General features: G+C 39.9%; 12 protein-coding genes. 6 read left to right on the forward strand and 6 right to left on the reverse strand.

The window, feature by feature from the left end; translation table 11 throughout:
* Positions 1–325 precede the first annotated feature (325 nt).
* From secA to CWC11_RS10050, 3 genes are read left to right on the forward strand one after another with little or no spacing between them, the layout of a single operon-like run.
* Positions 326–3,034 carry a preprotein translocase subunit SecA gene (secA, locus tag CWC11_RS10040; protein WP_138682579.1) on the forward strand — a complete coding sequence of 903 codons (2,709 nt, stop codon included), beginning with the start codon at positions 326–328 and terminating at the stop codon, positions 3,032–3,034.
* A 60-nt stretch (positions 3,035–3,094) separates the two neighbouring features.
* On the forward strand, positions 3,095–3,493 hold the full coding sequence (gene mutT / locus CWC11_RS10045) for an 8-oxo-dGTP diphosphatase MutT (protein ID WP_138682580.1): 399 nt from the start codon (positions 3,095–3,097) through the stop codon (positions 3,491–3,493).
* Positions 3,494–3,498: 5 nt separating this feature from the next.
* Positions 3,499–4,566 (forward strand): phosphotransferase enzyme family protein, encoded by a 1,068-nt coding sequence (locus CWC11_RS10050; RefSeq protein WP_138682581.1) that lies wholly within the window; start codon positions 3,499–3,501, stop codon positions 4,564–4,566.
* Between the two features lie 90 nt (positions 4,567–4,656).
* Here CWC11_RS10050 and CWC11_RS10055 read toward each other — a convergent pair whose 3' ends face one another.
* The 3 genes from CWC11_RS10055 to pmbA all read right to left on the reverse strand — a co-directional run bounded on the left by CWC11_RS10055 (position 4,657) and on the right by pmbA (position 8,937).
* Positions 4,657–6,732, reverse strand: a complete 2,076-nt coding sequence (locus tag CWC11_RS10055) for a M13 family metallopeptidase (RefSeq protein ID WP_138682582.1) — start codon at positions 6,730–6,732, stop codon at positions 4,657–4,659.
* Between the two features lie 255 nt (positions 6,733–6,987).
* A complete protein-coding gene (locus tag CWC11_RS10060) occupies positions 6,988–7,470 on the reverse strand; it encodes a DciA family protein (RefSeq protein WP_138682583.1) in 483 nt (160 codons plus the stop codon).
* A gap of 117 nt (positions 7,471–7,587) precedes the next feature.
* Positions 7,588–8,937, reverse strand: coding sequence for a metalloprotease PmbA (gene pmbA, locus CWC11_RS10065; RefSeq protein WP_138682584.1), 1,350 nt, complete (start codon positions 8,935–8,937; stop codon positions 7,588–7,590).
* A gap of 144 nt (positions 8,938–9,081) precedes the next feature.
* On the opposite strand from pmbA, the gene yjgA reads away from it, so the two are divergent.
* Both yjgA and hemN read left to right on the forward strand, forming a co-directional pair.
* Positions 9,082–9,615, forward strand: coding sequence for a ribosome biogenesis factor YjgA (gene yjgA / locus CWC11_RS10070; RefSeq protein WP_058547636.1), 534 nt, complete (start codon positions 9,082–9,084; stop codon positions 9,613–9,615).
* A 112-nt stretch (positions 9,616–9,727) separates the two neighbouring features.
* Positions 9,728–11,101 carry an oxygen-independent coproporphyrinogen III oxidase gene (hemN, locus tag CWC11_RS10075; RefSeq protein WP_138682585.1) on the forward strand — a complete coding sequence of 458 codons (1,374 nt, stop codon included), beginning with the start codon at positions 9,728–9,730 and terminating at the stop codon, positions 11,099–11,101.
* A 69-nt stretch (positions 11,102–11,170) separates the two neighbouring features.
* Here hemN and CWC11_RS10080 read toward each other — a convergent pair whose 3' ends face one another.
* From CWC11_RS10080 to CWC11_RS10090, 3 genes are all read right to left on the reverse strand, one after another.
* Entirely contained in the window at positions 11,171–11,686 is a 516-nt protein-coding gene (locus tag CWC11_RS10080; RefSeq protein ID WP_138682586.1) for a DUF2489 domain-containing protein, read from the reverse strand.
* 12 nt (positions 11,687–11,698) lie between these two features.
* Positions 11,699–12,295, reverse strand: a complete 597-nt coding sequence (yihI, locus tag CWC11_RS10085; protein WP_138682587.1) for a Der GTPase-activating protein YihI — start codon at positions 12,293–12,295, stop codon at positions 11,699–11,701.
* A gap of 751 nt (positions 12,296–13,046) precedes the next feature.
* Positions 13,047–13,679 (reverse strand): c-type cytochrome, encoded by a 633-nt coding sequence (locus CWC11_RS10090; RefSeq protein ID WP_138682588.1) that lies wholly within the window; start codon positions 13,677–13,679, stop codon positions 13,047–13,049.
* A gap of 283 nt (positions 13,680–13,962) precedes the next feature.
* On the opposite strand from CWC11_RS10090, the gene yihA reads away from it, so the two are divergent.
* Positions 13,963–14,628 carry a ribosome biogenesis GTP-binding protein YihA/YsxC gene (gene yihA, locus CWC11_RS10095; RefSeq protein WP_138682589.1) on the forward strand — a complete coding sequence of 222 codons (666 nt, stop codon included), beginning with the start codon at positions 13,963–13,965 and terminating at the stop codon, positions 14,626–14,628.
* Position 14,629 lies beyond the last annotated feature (1 nt).

The following is a 14,629-nucleotide window of genomic DNA, read 5'->3' on the forward strand; positions in this document are numbered from 1 at the left end:
TACTCCCCTTGTTTTTAATTTATTTAGCACCATATCTTTACAACTTGCGGCTATTTTTAGCGTAATTAAATCAGTTAAAGCGATTTTTTCGCATCAGATCAAAATTTTCTGTTTTAAATACACATCTTTTTGTTGAGATAGTTTGTTGTTTGCCAGAGTCTGGTATAGTAGCGCACGTAATAAACAGTGCTTTTTGGGCGCTTTAATACAAAATTGCTAATTAATATGTTCTACGTGTTATGTAAAAGCACATATTAATTACCAATTGTAAAAAATGGGTTAGCCGACACTCGGTTAACAAAGAATACATTGTAACGGTTTTATCATGATATCTAATTTATTTACCAAGATTTTTGGTAGTCGCAATGACCGCACTATTAAAAACCTAAGAAAGACGGTCGCGCTAATTAACGCGCTAGAAACGCAATTAGAAGCGCTTTCTGATGAAGATTTAAGAGCTAAAACAGCTGAGTTTAGAGAACGTTACGATAACGGACAAAGCCTTGACGACATTTTACCAGAAGCATTTGCCGTGGTACGTGAAGCGTCAAAGCGTGTAAATGGCATGCGTCACTTCGACGTACAGCTATTAGGTGGTATGGTTTTACATCAAGGTCGCATTGCAGAAATGCGTACCGGTGAAGGTAAAACACTAACAGCAACACTTCCAGCCTACTTAAATGGCTTAACAGGCAAAGGCGTACACGTAATTACCGTGAACGACTACCTTGCTAAACGTGATGCTGAAACAAACCGCGAGTTATTTGAGTTCTTAGGCCTAACTGTGGGCTGTAACGTACCTGGCATGATGCCACAGCAGAAAAAGCAAGCTTATACTGCTGACATTACCTACGGTACAAATAACGAATTTGGTTTTGACTACCTTCGTGACAACATGGCATTTAGCATTGATGAGCGCGTACAGCGTCCATTGTTTTATGCAGTAGTGGATGAAGTGGATTCAATCCTAATCGATGAAGCGCGTACACCGCTTATTATTTCAGGTCCGGCTGAAGATAGCTCTGATCTATACATCGAAATCAACAAAATAGTGCCGCTTTTAGAGCTTCAAGAAAAAGAAGACGAAGAAGGTGTTGAAGGCGATGGCGATTACACAATCGACGAAAAGTCTAAGCAAGTTCATTTAACTGAACGCGGTCAAATTAAAGTTGAAGACTTATTAACTGAACGTAACTTAATTGAAGAAGGCGACTCGCTTTACTCTGCAAGTAGCATTACCCTTTTAAGCCATGTATATGCAGCACTTCGCGCTCATAAGCTTTATCAAAAAGATGTTGATTACGTTGTTAAAGAAAACGAAGTCATTATTATCGATGAGCATACAGGGCGTTCAATGGAAGGTCGTCGTTGGTCTGAAGGTTTACACCAAGCTGTTGAAGCTAAAGAAGGCGTAAAAATTCAAAACGAAAACCAAACACTTGCTTCAATCACTTTCCAAAACTACTTCCGTTTATACGAAACGTTAGCAGGTATGACAGGTACAGCCGACACTGAAGCATTTGAGTTTCAGTCAATTTATGGCCTAGATACCGTAGTTATGCCAACTAATAAGCCGATGATTCGTGACGATCGCGCCGATTTAGTTTACCTAACGCAAGAAGAAAAATACGAAGCTATTTTAATTGATATTAAAGATTGCCAAGAGCGCGGACAGCCTGTGCTTGTAGGTACTATTTCAATTGAAAGCTCTGAGTATTTATCACAGTTTTTACGCAAAGAAAAAATTAAGCACAATGTACTTAATGCTAAATTTCACGCGCAAGAAGCTGACATCGTATCGGATGCAGGTTTACCAGGCACTGTTACTATTGCAACTAACATGGCCGGTCGTGGTACCGATATCGTGCTTGGCGGCAACTGGAACAGCGAAGTTGAAAAACTAGACAATCCAACAGATGAGCAAATTGCTGAAATTAAAGCCGCATGGAAAATTCGCCATGATGCAGTAATTGATGCTGGCGGTTTACACATCATCGGTACTGAGCGCCATGAATCGCGACGTATAGATAACCAATTACGTGGTCGTTCTGGTCGTCAAGGTGATGCCGGCTCTAGCCGTTTTTACCTATCAATGGATGATGCGCTAATGCGTATATTTGCCGGCGAGCGCATGACTAACATGATGCGTAAGCTAGGCATGCAACGCGGCGAAGCAATTGAGCACCCATGGGTAAACCGCGCAATTGAAAACGCACAACGTAAAGTAGAAGCACGTAACTTTGATGTACGTAAGCAACTACTTGAATACGATGACGTAGCAAACGATCAACGTCGTGTTGTTTACTCTCAGCGTAACGAACTGCTTGAAGAAGGCGATATTTCAGAAACTATCACGGCTATCCGTGGTGATGTACTTGCTGGTGTTATTGACCAGTACATTGCACCACAAAGTCTTGCTGAAATGTGGGATGTGCCTGGCCTTGAAGAGCGATTAAAACAAGACTTCTTAATTGAGCTACCAATTACTCAGTGGTTAGCCGATGACAATAAACTCTACGAAGAAAAACTTCGTGAGCGTATTGAGCAATCGGTTGAGCAGTCATACAAGCAAAAAGAAGAGCAAGTTGGCGACTCTGTACTACGTCAGTTTGAAAAAGCGATTATGTTACAAAGCCTTGATCAGCACTGGAAAGATCATCTTGCTGCAATGGATCACTTACGCCAAGGTATTCATTTACGTGGTTACGCGCAAAAGAATCCTAAGCAAGAGTACAAACGCGAGTCGTTTGAGCTGTTCTCTGAAATGCTTGAAAACTTAAAAGTTGATGTAGTTGGCATTTTAAGTAAAGTACAAGTACGTGCAGAAGAAGATGTTGAAAAAGTAGAAGAGCAACACCGTAAGAGTGAAAATGCTCCTCGCGAATACCAACATGAAGAAGCTGAGCACGTAGGCGGCGAAGCACCTCAAAGCGCAACCGTAATGGCTAGAACAGAGCCAAAAGTTGGCCGTAATGATCCGTGCCCTTGTGGTTCAGGTCAAAAATTCAAACAGTGTTGTGGTAAATTAAAATAACCACGCATTGTAAGTAATTAAAAAGCGACGCTAGCGTCGCTTTTTTTATGGAGTAAAAACATGACAATAAAAATAGTAAATGTAGCCGTAGGTGTTATTAAAAAAAACAATGCCATTTTTATTTGTAAGCGCGCCGATGAGCAGCACCAAGGTGGCTTATGGGAATTTCCGGGTGGCAAAGTAGAAGCTGGCGAAAGCGTATTTGCAGCGCTTAAGCGAGAGCTAACAGAAGAAGTGGGGATCACAATTCACAGCTCTAGCCAGCTAATGGTGATTGAGCATGACTACGGCGATAAATGTGTAAAACTCGATATTCATGTCGTTAGTAATTTTAGTGGTGAAGCGCGTGGCGCTGAAGGACAACCAAGCGAATGGGTTGCCATTAGTGAGCTTAGTAACTACGACTTCCCTGCGGCTAACGCTGATATTATTGAAAAAATACAAGCTCGATACGCGTAGGTTAAATGAATACGTTAATTCAAAATAAATTAAGTGAGCTTTTAGCGCTAAACCCTGAGCTTACTCAGGTTAGTGTTATAGGTAGCGGCCACATAAATACGACGTGGCTGCTTAGTAATGCGTCGCAGCAATTTATTATACAAAAGCTTAATACCCATGTATTTAAATACCCTGCGCACCTCATTAATAATGCAAAATTAATTGAACAGCACTTATACGCTAAAAAGCAAAGCAACAGCTACCCGCTTGAGATTGTTAAACACATAAGCACACGCAGCAACGAGTACTTAATAAGCATTGAAGACGAGCAGTACCGAGTACTTAACTTTATTAGCCAAAGCTTTAGTGAAGATGTGGTTAAAACCACAGAGCAAGCACATCAGGCAGCTTTAGCATTTGGCACCTTTGCAAACGCCCTTCACGATTTTGACGCCGCATCGCTTTACACTGTTATTGAGGATTTTCATAACTTAGCCATGCGCTTTGAGCAATTAAATTCAGCTATAAATACAAGTACTGATAAGCGGCTCATTCGCTGTGAAAGCGAAATAGCCTATTGCTTATCGCAACAGCATTTAATTAAAGAACTCAGTGATATAGCCGCCGACTTACCTATTCGGGTTTGCCATAACGACACTAAAATAAATAACATGCTGTATTGTAGTAATACGCATAAAGCAAAAGCGGTTATCGATTTAGATACCTGTATGTCAGGGTTTTTACTGTATGACTTTGGTGACATGGTACGTACATTTTGCTGCGCTGAAGCAGAAGACTCGACCAACCTTGATAAAGTGGTTATTCGTAAAGAGATTTTTAAGGCGCTCGTTAAGGGCTACCTCGCTCCGCTTAAGCCTATTATGAGTATGGCAGAGCAATCAAGCTTGTTGCTTGGTGCTAAAATTATGCCCTTAATGCTTAGCGTGCGCTTTTTAACTGATTACTTAAATAATGATGTGTATTTTAAAACCACTCATGCCGAGCATAATTTAGAACGAGCTCAAAACCAACTGGCTTTGTATAAAAACATTTTAAGTAATGAAAGCTGGATGCATAAAACTCTCATGCAATAGCAGCAATATTATTGCTATAAAAAAACCAGCAAGCTAAACACTTGCTGGTTTTTTATTAAATTAACCAAAGTTCGGTTAAGCTAATACCAATTACCAAATTTTTACGCGATCTTCTGGTTTGATATACATTTTGTCGCCTTCTTTTACGTCAAACGCTTCGTAAAATTCTGGCATGTTCGACAAGATACCGATTACACGGTAGTGACTTGGTGAATGTGGGTCTGTCATTAAGCGGTTACGTAACTCTTCATCACGATATTTACGGCGCCAAATTTGTGACCAGCCCATAAAGAAGCGTTGATCGCCTGTGTAACCATCAATTACCGGCGCTTTGCTATCACCTAAAGATAACATATATGCTTTATGCGCTACGGTTAAGCCACCTAAATCACCAATGTTTTCGCCAAGCGTTAGTTCGCCGTTAACACCTGCATCTTCAAACGGTTTGTACTCGTTGTATTGTGCCACTAGTGCACCTGTACGCTCTTCAAACTGTGTAAGGTCAGTCTCGCTCCACCAGTTACGTAAGTTACCGTCACCGTCGTATTTAGCACCTTGGTCGTCAAAACCGTGGCCTAGTTCGTGGCCAATTACCGCGCCAATTGCACCGTAGTTTACAGCATCATCCGCTTCTAAATTAAAGAATGGCGGTTGCAAAATTGCAGCAGGAAATACAATTTCGTTATTTACCGGATTATAATAAGCATTTACCGTTTGCGGCGTCATGTGCCACTCAGAGCGATCAACAGGCTTGCCTAATTTAGCAATCATGTCTGCGTATGCCCATTCACTGTAACGAATGTAGTTACCTACTAGTTCATCTGAATTGATTGTAAGCTCAGAGTAGTCTTTCCACTTATCTGGGTAACCAATTTTAGGGGTAAATTTGTTTAGCTTTTCTTGGGCAGCAAGCTTAGTTTCAGGGCTCATCCACTCAAGGTTTTCAATAGCTACACCGTAGCCTTTAATTACGTTATCAACTAGCTCTTCCATACGCGCTTTCGCTTCTGGCGGGAAGTTATCTTTAACGTACACTTTACCTAAAATTTCACCCAGTACACTGTTAGAAGCATCAACTGCTTTTTTCCAAAGTGGCGCTTGCTCTTCTACACCACGCAATGTTGTGCTGTAAAAGTTAAATTTAAGGTCAACTAAATCGTCACTAAGTAGCTGTGCATAACCGCTAACAAAATGGAATTTTAAATAGTTTTTCAACGTTGTTACGTCTGTGTTTTTATACACATCGGCAAATGCTTCTAGGTAGCTTGGCTGACGCACAATAATTTCTTGTATATCCACACCAGCGTCTTTAAAAAACGTAGCTAAATCAAAATCGCCCATTAGTTTATCAGCATCGGCAACCGTCATCTTATTATACGATTTTGTTGCATCACGGCTTTGTACTCGGCTCCACTGTGCATCAGCTAAAGACTTTTCAAATGCGATAACGCTTTTAGCGGCTTCAGATGCATTTTTAACACCTGATTTAGCTAAAATATCGGTCATGTATTGCTCATAAGCGGCACGAATTTTAGTGAATTTTTCGTCATCTTTTAAGTAGTAGTCGCGATCAGGTAACCCAAGGCCTGATTGAGATAAGTACAAGGCATATTCGCTTGAATTTTTAGCATCGTTATTTACAAACCAACCAAATGGTAAGCTAGCACCTTGCTTTTGAATTTTAGCCATTAGACCAGCTAAATCAGCTTTAGACTCAACACTATCAATTGTATCTAAAGAAGGCTGAAGTGGTGTAATTCCCATTTCATTACGCGCATCTTTATTCATGTAGCTTTTATAAAAAGCACCAATTTTATGCTCGTCACTGCCCGCTTTAGCCGCGTTATTAGCAGCCGCGCTTTCAAGAGCCACTTTCATCGCTTTTTGCGACTCGTCATATAGCTGCGAAAAAGAACCGTAGTTAGATTTATCGCCCGGGATCTCTGTTTTAGCAAGCCACTGACCATTTACATGGTAGTAAAAATCATCCTGTGCACGTACAGACTCATCCATATTGGCAAGGTCTACACCTAACTCAAGCGTTTTTTCTGCAGGGGCCGTGACTACTGCAGTTTCGGTGACTTTTGTTTCTTGTTGTTTTTCACCGCAACCTACTAGGCCAAGCGCAAGTGCAATACTTGCGGCGGTAATAGTTACTTTCTTCATAGTTATTCCGTTTGTTAGTTAGAATTTAATACCAACTCCATTAAATTCTTGAATACTTGAGGAATGTAATAGCACTCACAGCACGCTTTCACTTAATGGAATGGGTATCAAGAGCGAACTCAGATAAAAGTACGCCATATGGGTATAATAAACCCCATTAAACAAACATTAAAATAGAATATGTAACAAAGTATTTTGAATGCGATGAGCAAACGAAATAGCCCTACCAATGACAAATTATTTAAATTTCAAAAATTATTTTTTTCCGTGCAGAGCCAGGCGCTCTAATTTTTCTTTTAGAGAAGGAGGTGCAGATGCAGCGATCGCATTTAAATAATCAGAGGTTTGAGTGCTCATTTTACGAGAATTTCCCGTAACGGCGCTTTGTGCTTGGCTTTTATTGCCAGTAGCGCTTAATCGCTGAGTAGCTTGCGGATTTGCAGTAATTTTTATTTGCCCAAGCTCAGCCATGCCTGCAGCTCTAAAATGCGACTGCATATCCATTTTTAAGTAATTAAGCTTAAGTGCGATAGACGCCGATACAGCCTCTATCATCAGTGTGCCGTCTCGATAATTACTCACTCGGCATTTTTCACCCAGCTTAGGACCTAAAAATTCTTTTAGTAACGTTTGTTGTTTATCAAGTGCTTGGCTTTTACCTGCATAGGCCGACAAGCGATTGTTGAGCCCCGCCATAATGTCGGTTAGCGGCTTTGGTGCATATCTATCTTTTGCCATTCAACACCCCATAAATTTAAATAAAGCATTGTTAAGCCAAGCACGTAAATGTTTGGCTTAACTGAGCGCTTTTATATTATACCAATTCGCCTAATTAAGTATTATTGCAAATTGCTATTAAGCGCCTGCTATTTGCATTTGCTCTATAAGTACTGAGCCAGTTTGAATACCGCCTCTGCGCTCAATATCGCCACCAATTGCACTAATGCCTTTAAACATATCTTTTAAATTTCCGGCAATAGTAATCTCACTTACTGGGTATTGAATCTGGCCGTTTTCGACCCAAAAACCAGCTGCTCCACGCGAGTAGTCACCCGTAACGGTGTTTACACCCTGGCCCATAAGCTCAGTAACTAATAAACCAGTACCCATGGTTTTTAATAAAGCCGATAAATCGTTATGGGTTTGCTCAACTAACCAGTTATGTATACCGCCAGCATGGCCTGTTGGCGTCATATTCATTTTACGTGCAGCGTAACTTGCTAATAAATAGGTTTGTAGCTCGCCACCTTGGATTATTTCACGATCAAGCGTTTTAACCCCTTCGCTATCAAAAGGCGATGATGCTAAACCTTTTAAAATATGTGGGCGCTCAGCTATATTTACACAGTTACTAAATACCTGTGTGCCAAGGCTGTCGAGTAAAAAGCTCGACTTACGATAAAGTGCACCACCACCGATGGCCGACACTAAATGGCCAAACAGTGAATTGGCAATATCAGCTCTAAAAATAACAGGCACTTTCATAGTCCCTAGTTTTTGGCTGTTTAGTTTAGCGAGCGTTTCTGCAGCGGCTTCAAGCCCAACCGCAGCAGCATCATTTAAACCAGCTTGATCGCGCGCAACAGTGTAAGCAGAGTCGCGCTGCATATGCTCGCCCTCTTTACCTATTACCATAGTGCTAATGCTATGACGAGTCCGAGGAAAACCAGCAATTAAGCCATGGCTGTTGCCATATACACGTAAACCTTGGTGCGATGAAAAGCTGGCACCGTCTGAATTAACAATTCGCTCATCAGCATTTAATGCAGCTTGCTCTGCGGCATGACAAAGCTCAATACCTTGCTCTGGGCTTACATCCCACGGGTGGTATAAATCTAAATCTTTTGGTGAAAACTCGAGTAATTCTTTATCGGCAACGCCATTAAATGGGTCATCAGATGTAAATTTAGCTATATCTATCGCTTTTTCTACAACGGTACGCAGTGTTTTTGGATTCAAATCGGCGGTAGACGCAGAGCCTTTATTATTACCAACATATACACTTATACCTAAACCACCATCTTGGTTAAATTCAATGGTTTCTACTTCACCCATACGTGTACTAACCGATAAACCAGATGTGCTTGACATCGCAGCTTCTGCAGCTGTTGCACCCAACTTTTTTGCATGCTCAAGCACTTCGGCTACGGCATCTTTTACTTGAGAGATTTGAGAATAAATTGGATCGTGTTGTTGGCTTTTCATAAATTAAGTCCTGAGCCTTAAGGCAATATTGCACGCATTTTTTATAGTTAAATGCTAACACACTCACTGCACCACATCAGCTAATATTAATCACTAAAAGAATCGCGTATAATGGCAAAAGTTATTTTTATTTAAGAGCACCCCATGGCAAAGAAAAAAGGCAAGCCTGCTGAAATTGAAGAAGAAATTATATACGTATCAAGAACGGAGCTTAAGCGTGAAGCGCAAGAGTTTCATCAGTTAGGTTCTGAAATTGCCAAAATGGGTAAAAAACAGCGTGAGCGCCTACCATTAAATGACGATTTAAAAGAGGCCATGGTTGTTGCTGATAAAATTAGTAATAAAAGTGATGCTTACCGTCGTCACTTAAACTACATTGCTAAAACGCTTCGTACTGTAGAAAACATCGAAGAAATTAAAGCGATAATCGATGTAATGCTAAATAAAAATAACCAAGCTGAAGTATTGGTTAAAAAAATTGAGCAGCTTCGCGCAGATTTAATTGAACAAGGTGATGATCTAATTAATGAAACCATTGAGCAGTTTCCTGAGCTAGACCGCCAACAGTTACGCCAGTTAGTTCGTAATGCGACCAAAGAAGCTAAAGCTGAAAAGCCTGGTAAAGGTTACAAAGAGTTATTTCAGTACCTTAAAGATGCTCATACAGTGACTTACTAGTGTCAAAAATAAGTTAAAAAGGTGCTGCGGCACCTTTTTTTGTTGTAGATCAAAAACTCTGCTTACAAAGCTTTTTATAATTTGCACCTTATTAATATAAAAGGTGCGCGTGATGATAGAACTTCCAAAATGGAATGATTCCCTAATAAACAAATATAATGTCTCAGGTCCTCGCTACACCTCTTACCCTACGGCACTTTCTCTTAGCGAAGGTTATAACCAGCAAGACTTACTAAGCGCTATTGAATCATCATCTAGTCGTTCACTATCTTTGTATATACATATTCCGTTTTGTAGCCAACTTTGTTATTACTGCGGCTGTAATAAAATTATTACTCGTCATCAATCTAAAGCAGATGTTTATCTAGATTACCTTGCTAAAGAGATTAAAGCCCAAGCCCCCCTATTTAAGCACTATACCGTAGAGCAATTACATTTAGGCGGTGGGACTCCCACTTTTTTAAATACCAAGCAGATGACTCGCTTAGTGACTTTATTAGAGCAGCATTTTGATTTTACTCATACAACTGAGCGTGGAATAGAGATAGACCCACGCTCGCTTAGCGACAACATGCTCGTTGACTTACGCGTGCTAGGCTTTAACCGCGTATCGTTTGGTATTCAAGATTTTAATGATGAGGTACAACTTGCCGTAAATCGCCCACAACAAGCCAGTAAAGTTAAGCAACTAATTACTCAAGCGCGCGAACTTGGCTTTAAATCAATTAATGCAGATATGATTTATGGGCTTCCACTACAGACCCCTCAAAGCTTTAAGCATACTATTGAGCAATTAATTGCGTTAAACCCTGACCGTGTATCGGTATTTAATTACGCTCATTTGCCAGATCGCTTCGCTGCACAGCGTAAAATTAAAGATGCAGATTTGCCTAGCGCGCACGACAAACTGACTATGTTTAAAAATACCCTTGAACAGATGACTCAAGCAGGATATCAATTTATTGGCATGGATCATTTTGCGCGGGTCGACAACGAGCTAGCCATCGCACAAAACGAAGCTAAGCTACACCGTAACTTTCAGGGTTACACCACACATGGCAACTGCGATTTACTTGGTTTAGGTGTATCGTCTATTTCACAAATTGGCAGTGCTATTTTGCAAAACCAAAAAGAGCTAAAGCAATATTATCATGCAACTGAAACACAAAGCGGTTGTGCGGTTAATAAAGGGATGCATTTAAATGCTGATGACATAATACGTGCTGATGCTATTAAACAGCTTATCTGCCAGTTTGAGCTTAATACAGAAGAGTTTGCCAATAAGCATGGTATTGAATTTAATAGTTACTTTGCAGATGCTCTCACTGCACTTATACCGTTAATAGATGATGACATGGTAACAATCAATAACAATATGATTAAAGTAACGCCGCGCGGCAATTTATTTATACGTATAATTTGTATGTGCTTCGATGCTCACCTACAAAAACAAATTAACGCCACTCGTTTTTCTCGCGTTATTTAATACCCATTAAATTTACGCCAAGCACAAAAAAGCAGACCTAAGTCTGCTTTTTTACATTATCAATAGTGCTTAATTAAAAACTACTTTATCGCTGCCAGGAGCGGCTTTAAACTCTGTAATAATTTTTGCGCAATCAGCTTTTATAGCGTCATTAAGCTTTTCTTCTGCGCGCCAACGAGCTGTGTCTTGTTTAAAAATCTCTTTTTTAGAGTATTTTTTACGAGCATCATGCGTTGGCATTTCTTTAACTACTTCGTACATTTCAAAAATGCCTGGGTACTCAACAGTTAAATCACGCTCATCTTCAAACGCGTATTGAGACATAAGTACCCAAATACGCAAACATCCTTCAGAAAACTCACATTGCTCTTCGTTCATTGCACGAGCAATTAAATGAATGCTGTCGGCCAATTTAGCATTACGCTCTAAACGCGACTTTTTAAGCTTTTTTTGCTGCTCAGCTTGAGTTTTTGCAATTAGCTTTTTTTGTGCACTTAACTTATAAAGCAACTGACCCGCATAAAATGCTAAGCCAGCAATAATCGCAGCACCTACAAATAAGGCTATGATCAACGCTGTACTCATTATTTGCCCTTACTATTTGTCGTCTTCGTCTAGCCATTCATTGGCTAAATCGTCAGATAAGTATTGATCGAAGTCAGAGTTGCCTTCACTTGCAAAGTCATCTTCGAAATCATCTTCAAACTCGTCTTCATCCTCATCTTCAATGCCAAGGATTTTACATAAAGCCTGATGGCGAGCAATACGGCTATTAAAGTACTTAGCATCTTTACCTGTTAGCATTTCACCTTTTTCATGGCGCTCGACTAATTTAAGTAAGCGCTCATCATTCTCAAGTGCTTCAAGCTCTTGTTCTGGCGTTATCTCAGGCTCAGTAACCTTTTTAAGTTCAACCGTAGGTTTTAAGTTACGTTTCATTTCAACTTTAGGTTCAGGTGCTGTAGCAATTAACGGCACTGCTTTTTTACTGCCTACACGCTTATCTTTGGGCGTGTAACCACCTTTTTGGGTATCATCATCTAACAGCTCTGGAGCGTTACGAGAACCTGGCTTAGCACCTTTGGTTTTTTTAACTCGCTGCTCTTTTAATGCGCGCATTTCTTTAAGCTTGTCTTGGCTTAAACGAACGGGTCCATTTGATGGGCTTTTGCGTGACTTTTTAGTTCTACTCATATCTTGATCATCTCACTTAAGAGGTTTTGAGCGAGGCGCAACTTAATGGGCATCGCAGTGCTGGCCTAGCCAGAAGAATTCAGTTTACGCTATAGAGGTTGGGTTACTCTTTCAAAAGCGCCTTAGCTAATTAATCGCTAATTTTAAACGGTGGGTATTGTAACAGGACAAATAAAAAGGCGGTAGAGAAAACATCTCTACCGCCTGCTAATCTGAGCGCCATTATCTGGACACTTCTCCCTTCGACTTTTTTTAGTCTTTATTATTTTTATTATTATCAGTCCGTTTTGTTATTATTAATACCTTCCCTGTAACATTCCCTTTTGTTTTTATTATTAAACTTCCATGAGTTTTTTATTATTCTCGGTCATCCTGACACTTTTTTATTATTTCCTTTAGTAGCAACATCTTGTGCTATGTAGTCGTGTCGCGCCATTTTCCTTTAGCATAATCCATTTTGTTATTGTTGTTTTGCGACAGTGGTTAATTTACTCGTTAATAATTTTGTTACAACTGGTTTATATAACTTTTATTATAATTATTACATTAACATGTACAACAACCCTTAAAATTCATAAGGTTAACTTAAGGTGACAATTTAAAAGAAGACTTTTCTTACAGGTGAGTATGGACAATGTCTCACATAATAGATAGGTAATATCGGTAAATTAAGAAACAAAAAAAGCAGCCTAAGCTGCTTTTTTCAACACATTACAGTGTATTTACTAGTGACGGCTAAATAAATACGACTTTAGTGTAAACCACCTAAGTACTGAGAAAGCACTTCGATGTCTTTATCTGTTAATTTCTTAGCTATATCGCCCATCATGCCGTTTAGGTCATTATTACGGGTGCCATCGCGGAATTTTTCAAGTTGAGCCTTGATGTATTCTGGATGTTGGAAAGAAATTTTTGGAAACTTAGCTAACGATGAACCATTACCACGAGGGCCATGACATGCTGCACATGATGGAATTCCACGCTCTGCGTCACCCGCTTTGAAAAGCATTTTACCAACTTCAACCACATCTTTAGGTGTTGAACCTTCAGACATATTCAGTGAAGAAAAATAAGCAGCTAAATCTTTCATGTCTTGCTCGCTAAGTGGCATAGCCATAGCGCTCATAACCGGATCCATACGACCTTCTTTACCGCCAGAAGTCATACCTAATTTTAAATCCTGAAGTTGCTTAAGGATATAATCTGGATGTTGTCCTGCAAGCTTAGGGTAGATATTAACCGGCGCATTACCATCTGGGCCGTGACAAGCCGCACACGTTGCTGATTTTTCTTTACCTGCGTTTACATCGCCATCGAATGCTGTTGCGTTGCTTGCTGACAACGCACCAAGCAATATTGTTAAAGATAGTGCTATTTTTTTCATGGTGAATTCTCTGTTTCCGACCCTGTATCATCTACAATATAGATAGTTGTAATACATGTATTCTACACGATAAAAAATTCTCTGGCACGTTTTCTACTCATATTAAGCTTATAAATTATAGGGTTTTGACCTAGATTAAGCTTTAAGTGTCTTTTAATGTGCCATTTGTGCTGCTTTAAGGTGTTTAAATACGCTTTTTAATACATCCTTTATAGTATAAAATACGCGCCCTGAGTGAATTTAGTTTACTCAACATGACCATTTTTAAGTTTTAGGAGAGCCTGTGCTCAAATCTCGTATCAAATATAATACTGCGTCTTTCGTAACAAGCGCTCCAGACATTACTAAATTACCTGCTGATACGGGAATTGAAGTCGCGTTTGCTGGTCGCTCTAATGCAGGTAAATCAAGTGCACTTAATGCGCTTACAGACCAAAAGCTAGCTCGTACCAGTAAAACACCAGGGCGTACTCAGCTAATCAATACCTTTGAACTTGCCGATGTTGACGACATGCGCTTAATCGATTTACCTGGGTATGGTTTTGCTAAAGTGCCAATTGAAATGAAAAAGAAATGGCAAAAGTCGTTAGGTGAATACCTGCAAAAACGCCAAAGCCTAAAGGGTATCGTGGTATTAATGGATATTCGCCATCCGTTAAAAGACTTAGATAAAGATTTAATTAACTGGGCTATAGGTAGCGAAATACCAGTACTTGCCCTTTTAACAAAAGCAGACAAGCTTAAGCAAGGTGCGCGTAAGGCACAGGTATTACAAGTACGTCGTGAATTAAGCGAGCTTGATGGTGACATTACTGTACATGCATTTTCATCGCTTAAAGGCACTGGCTTACCTGAAGTCGCTAAAAAGCTAGATGAATGGTACTTAGGTCCCGTTGTAGCAATTCCACCACAAGACAAACAAAGCGAAGAAACTGACTCTAACGCTTAAT

This window comes from Pseudoalteromonas sp. S3178 (assembly GCF_005886985.1).
Lineage (GTDB): Bacteria > Pseudomonadota > Gammaproteobacteria > Enterobacterales > Alteromonadaceae > Pseudoalteromonas > Pseudoalteromonas carrageenovora.

Excerpts from the sequence above, each read along its gene's own strand:
- hemN (WP_138682585.1), top strand. The coding sequence starts at position 9,728 with ATGATAGAACTTCCAAAATGGAATGATTCCCTAATAAACAAATATAAT.
- mutT (WP_138682580.1), top strand. The coding sequence starts at position 3,095 with ATGACAATAAAAATAGTAAATGTAGCCGTAGGTGTTATTAAAAAAAAC.
- yihI (WP_138682587.1), bottom strand. The coding sequence starts at position 12,295 with ATGAGTAGAACTAAAAAGTCACGCAAAAGCCCATCAAATGGACCCGTT.
- secA (WP_138682579.1), top strand. The coding sequence starts at position 326 with ATGATATCTAATTTATTTACCAAGATTTTTGGTAGTCGCAATGACCGC.
- CWC11_RS10055 (WP_138682582.1), bottom strand. The coding sequence starts at position 6,732 with ATGAAGAAAGTAACTATTACCGCCGCAAGTATTGCACTTGCGCTTGGC.
- CWC11_RS10080 (WP_138682586.1), bottom strand. The coding sequence starts at position 11,686 with ATGAGTACAGCGTTGATCATAGCCTTATTTGTAGGTGCTGCGATTATT.
- CWC11_RS10050 (WP_138682581.1), top strand. The coding sequence starts at position 3,499 with ATGAATACGTTAATTCAAAATAAATTAAGTGAGCTTTTAGCGCTAAAC.
- CWC11_RS10090 (WP_138682588.1), bottom strand. The coding sequence starts at position 13,679 with ATGAAAAAAATAGCACTATCTTTAACAATATTGCTTGGTGCGTTGTCA.
- yjgA (WP_058547636.1), top strand. The coding sequence starts at position 9,082 with ATGGCAAAGAAAAAAGGCAAGCCTGCTGAAATTGAAGAAGAAATTATA.
- CWC11_RS10060 (WP_138682583.1), bottom strand. The coding sequence starts at position 7,470 with ATGGCAAAAGATAGATATGCACCAAAGCCGCTAACCGACATTATGGCG.
- pmbA (WP_138682584.1), bottom strand. The coding sequence starts at position 8,937 with ATGAAAAGCCAACAACACGATCCAATTTATTCTCAAATCTCTCAAGTA.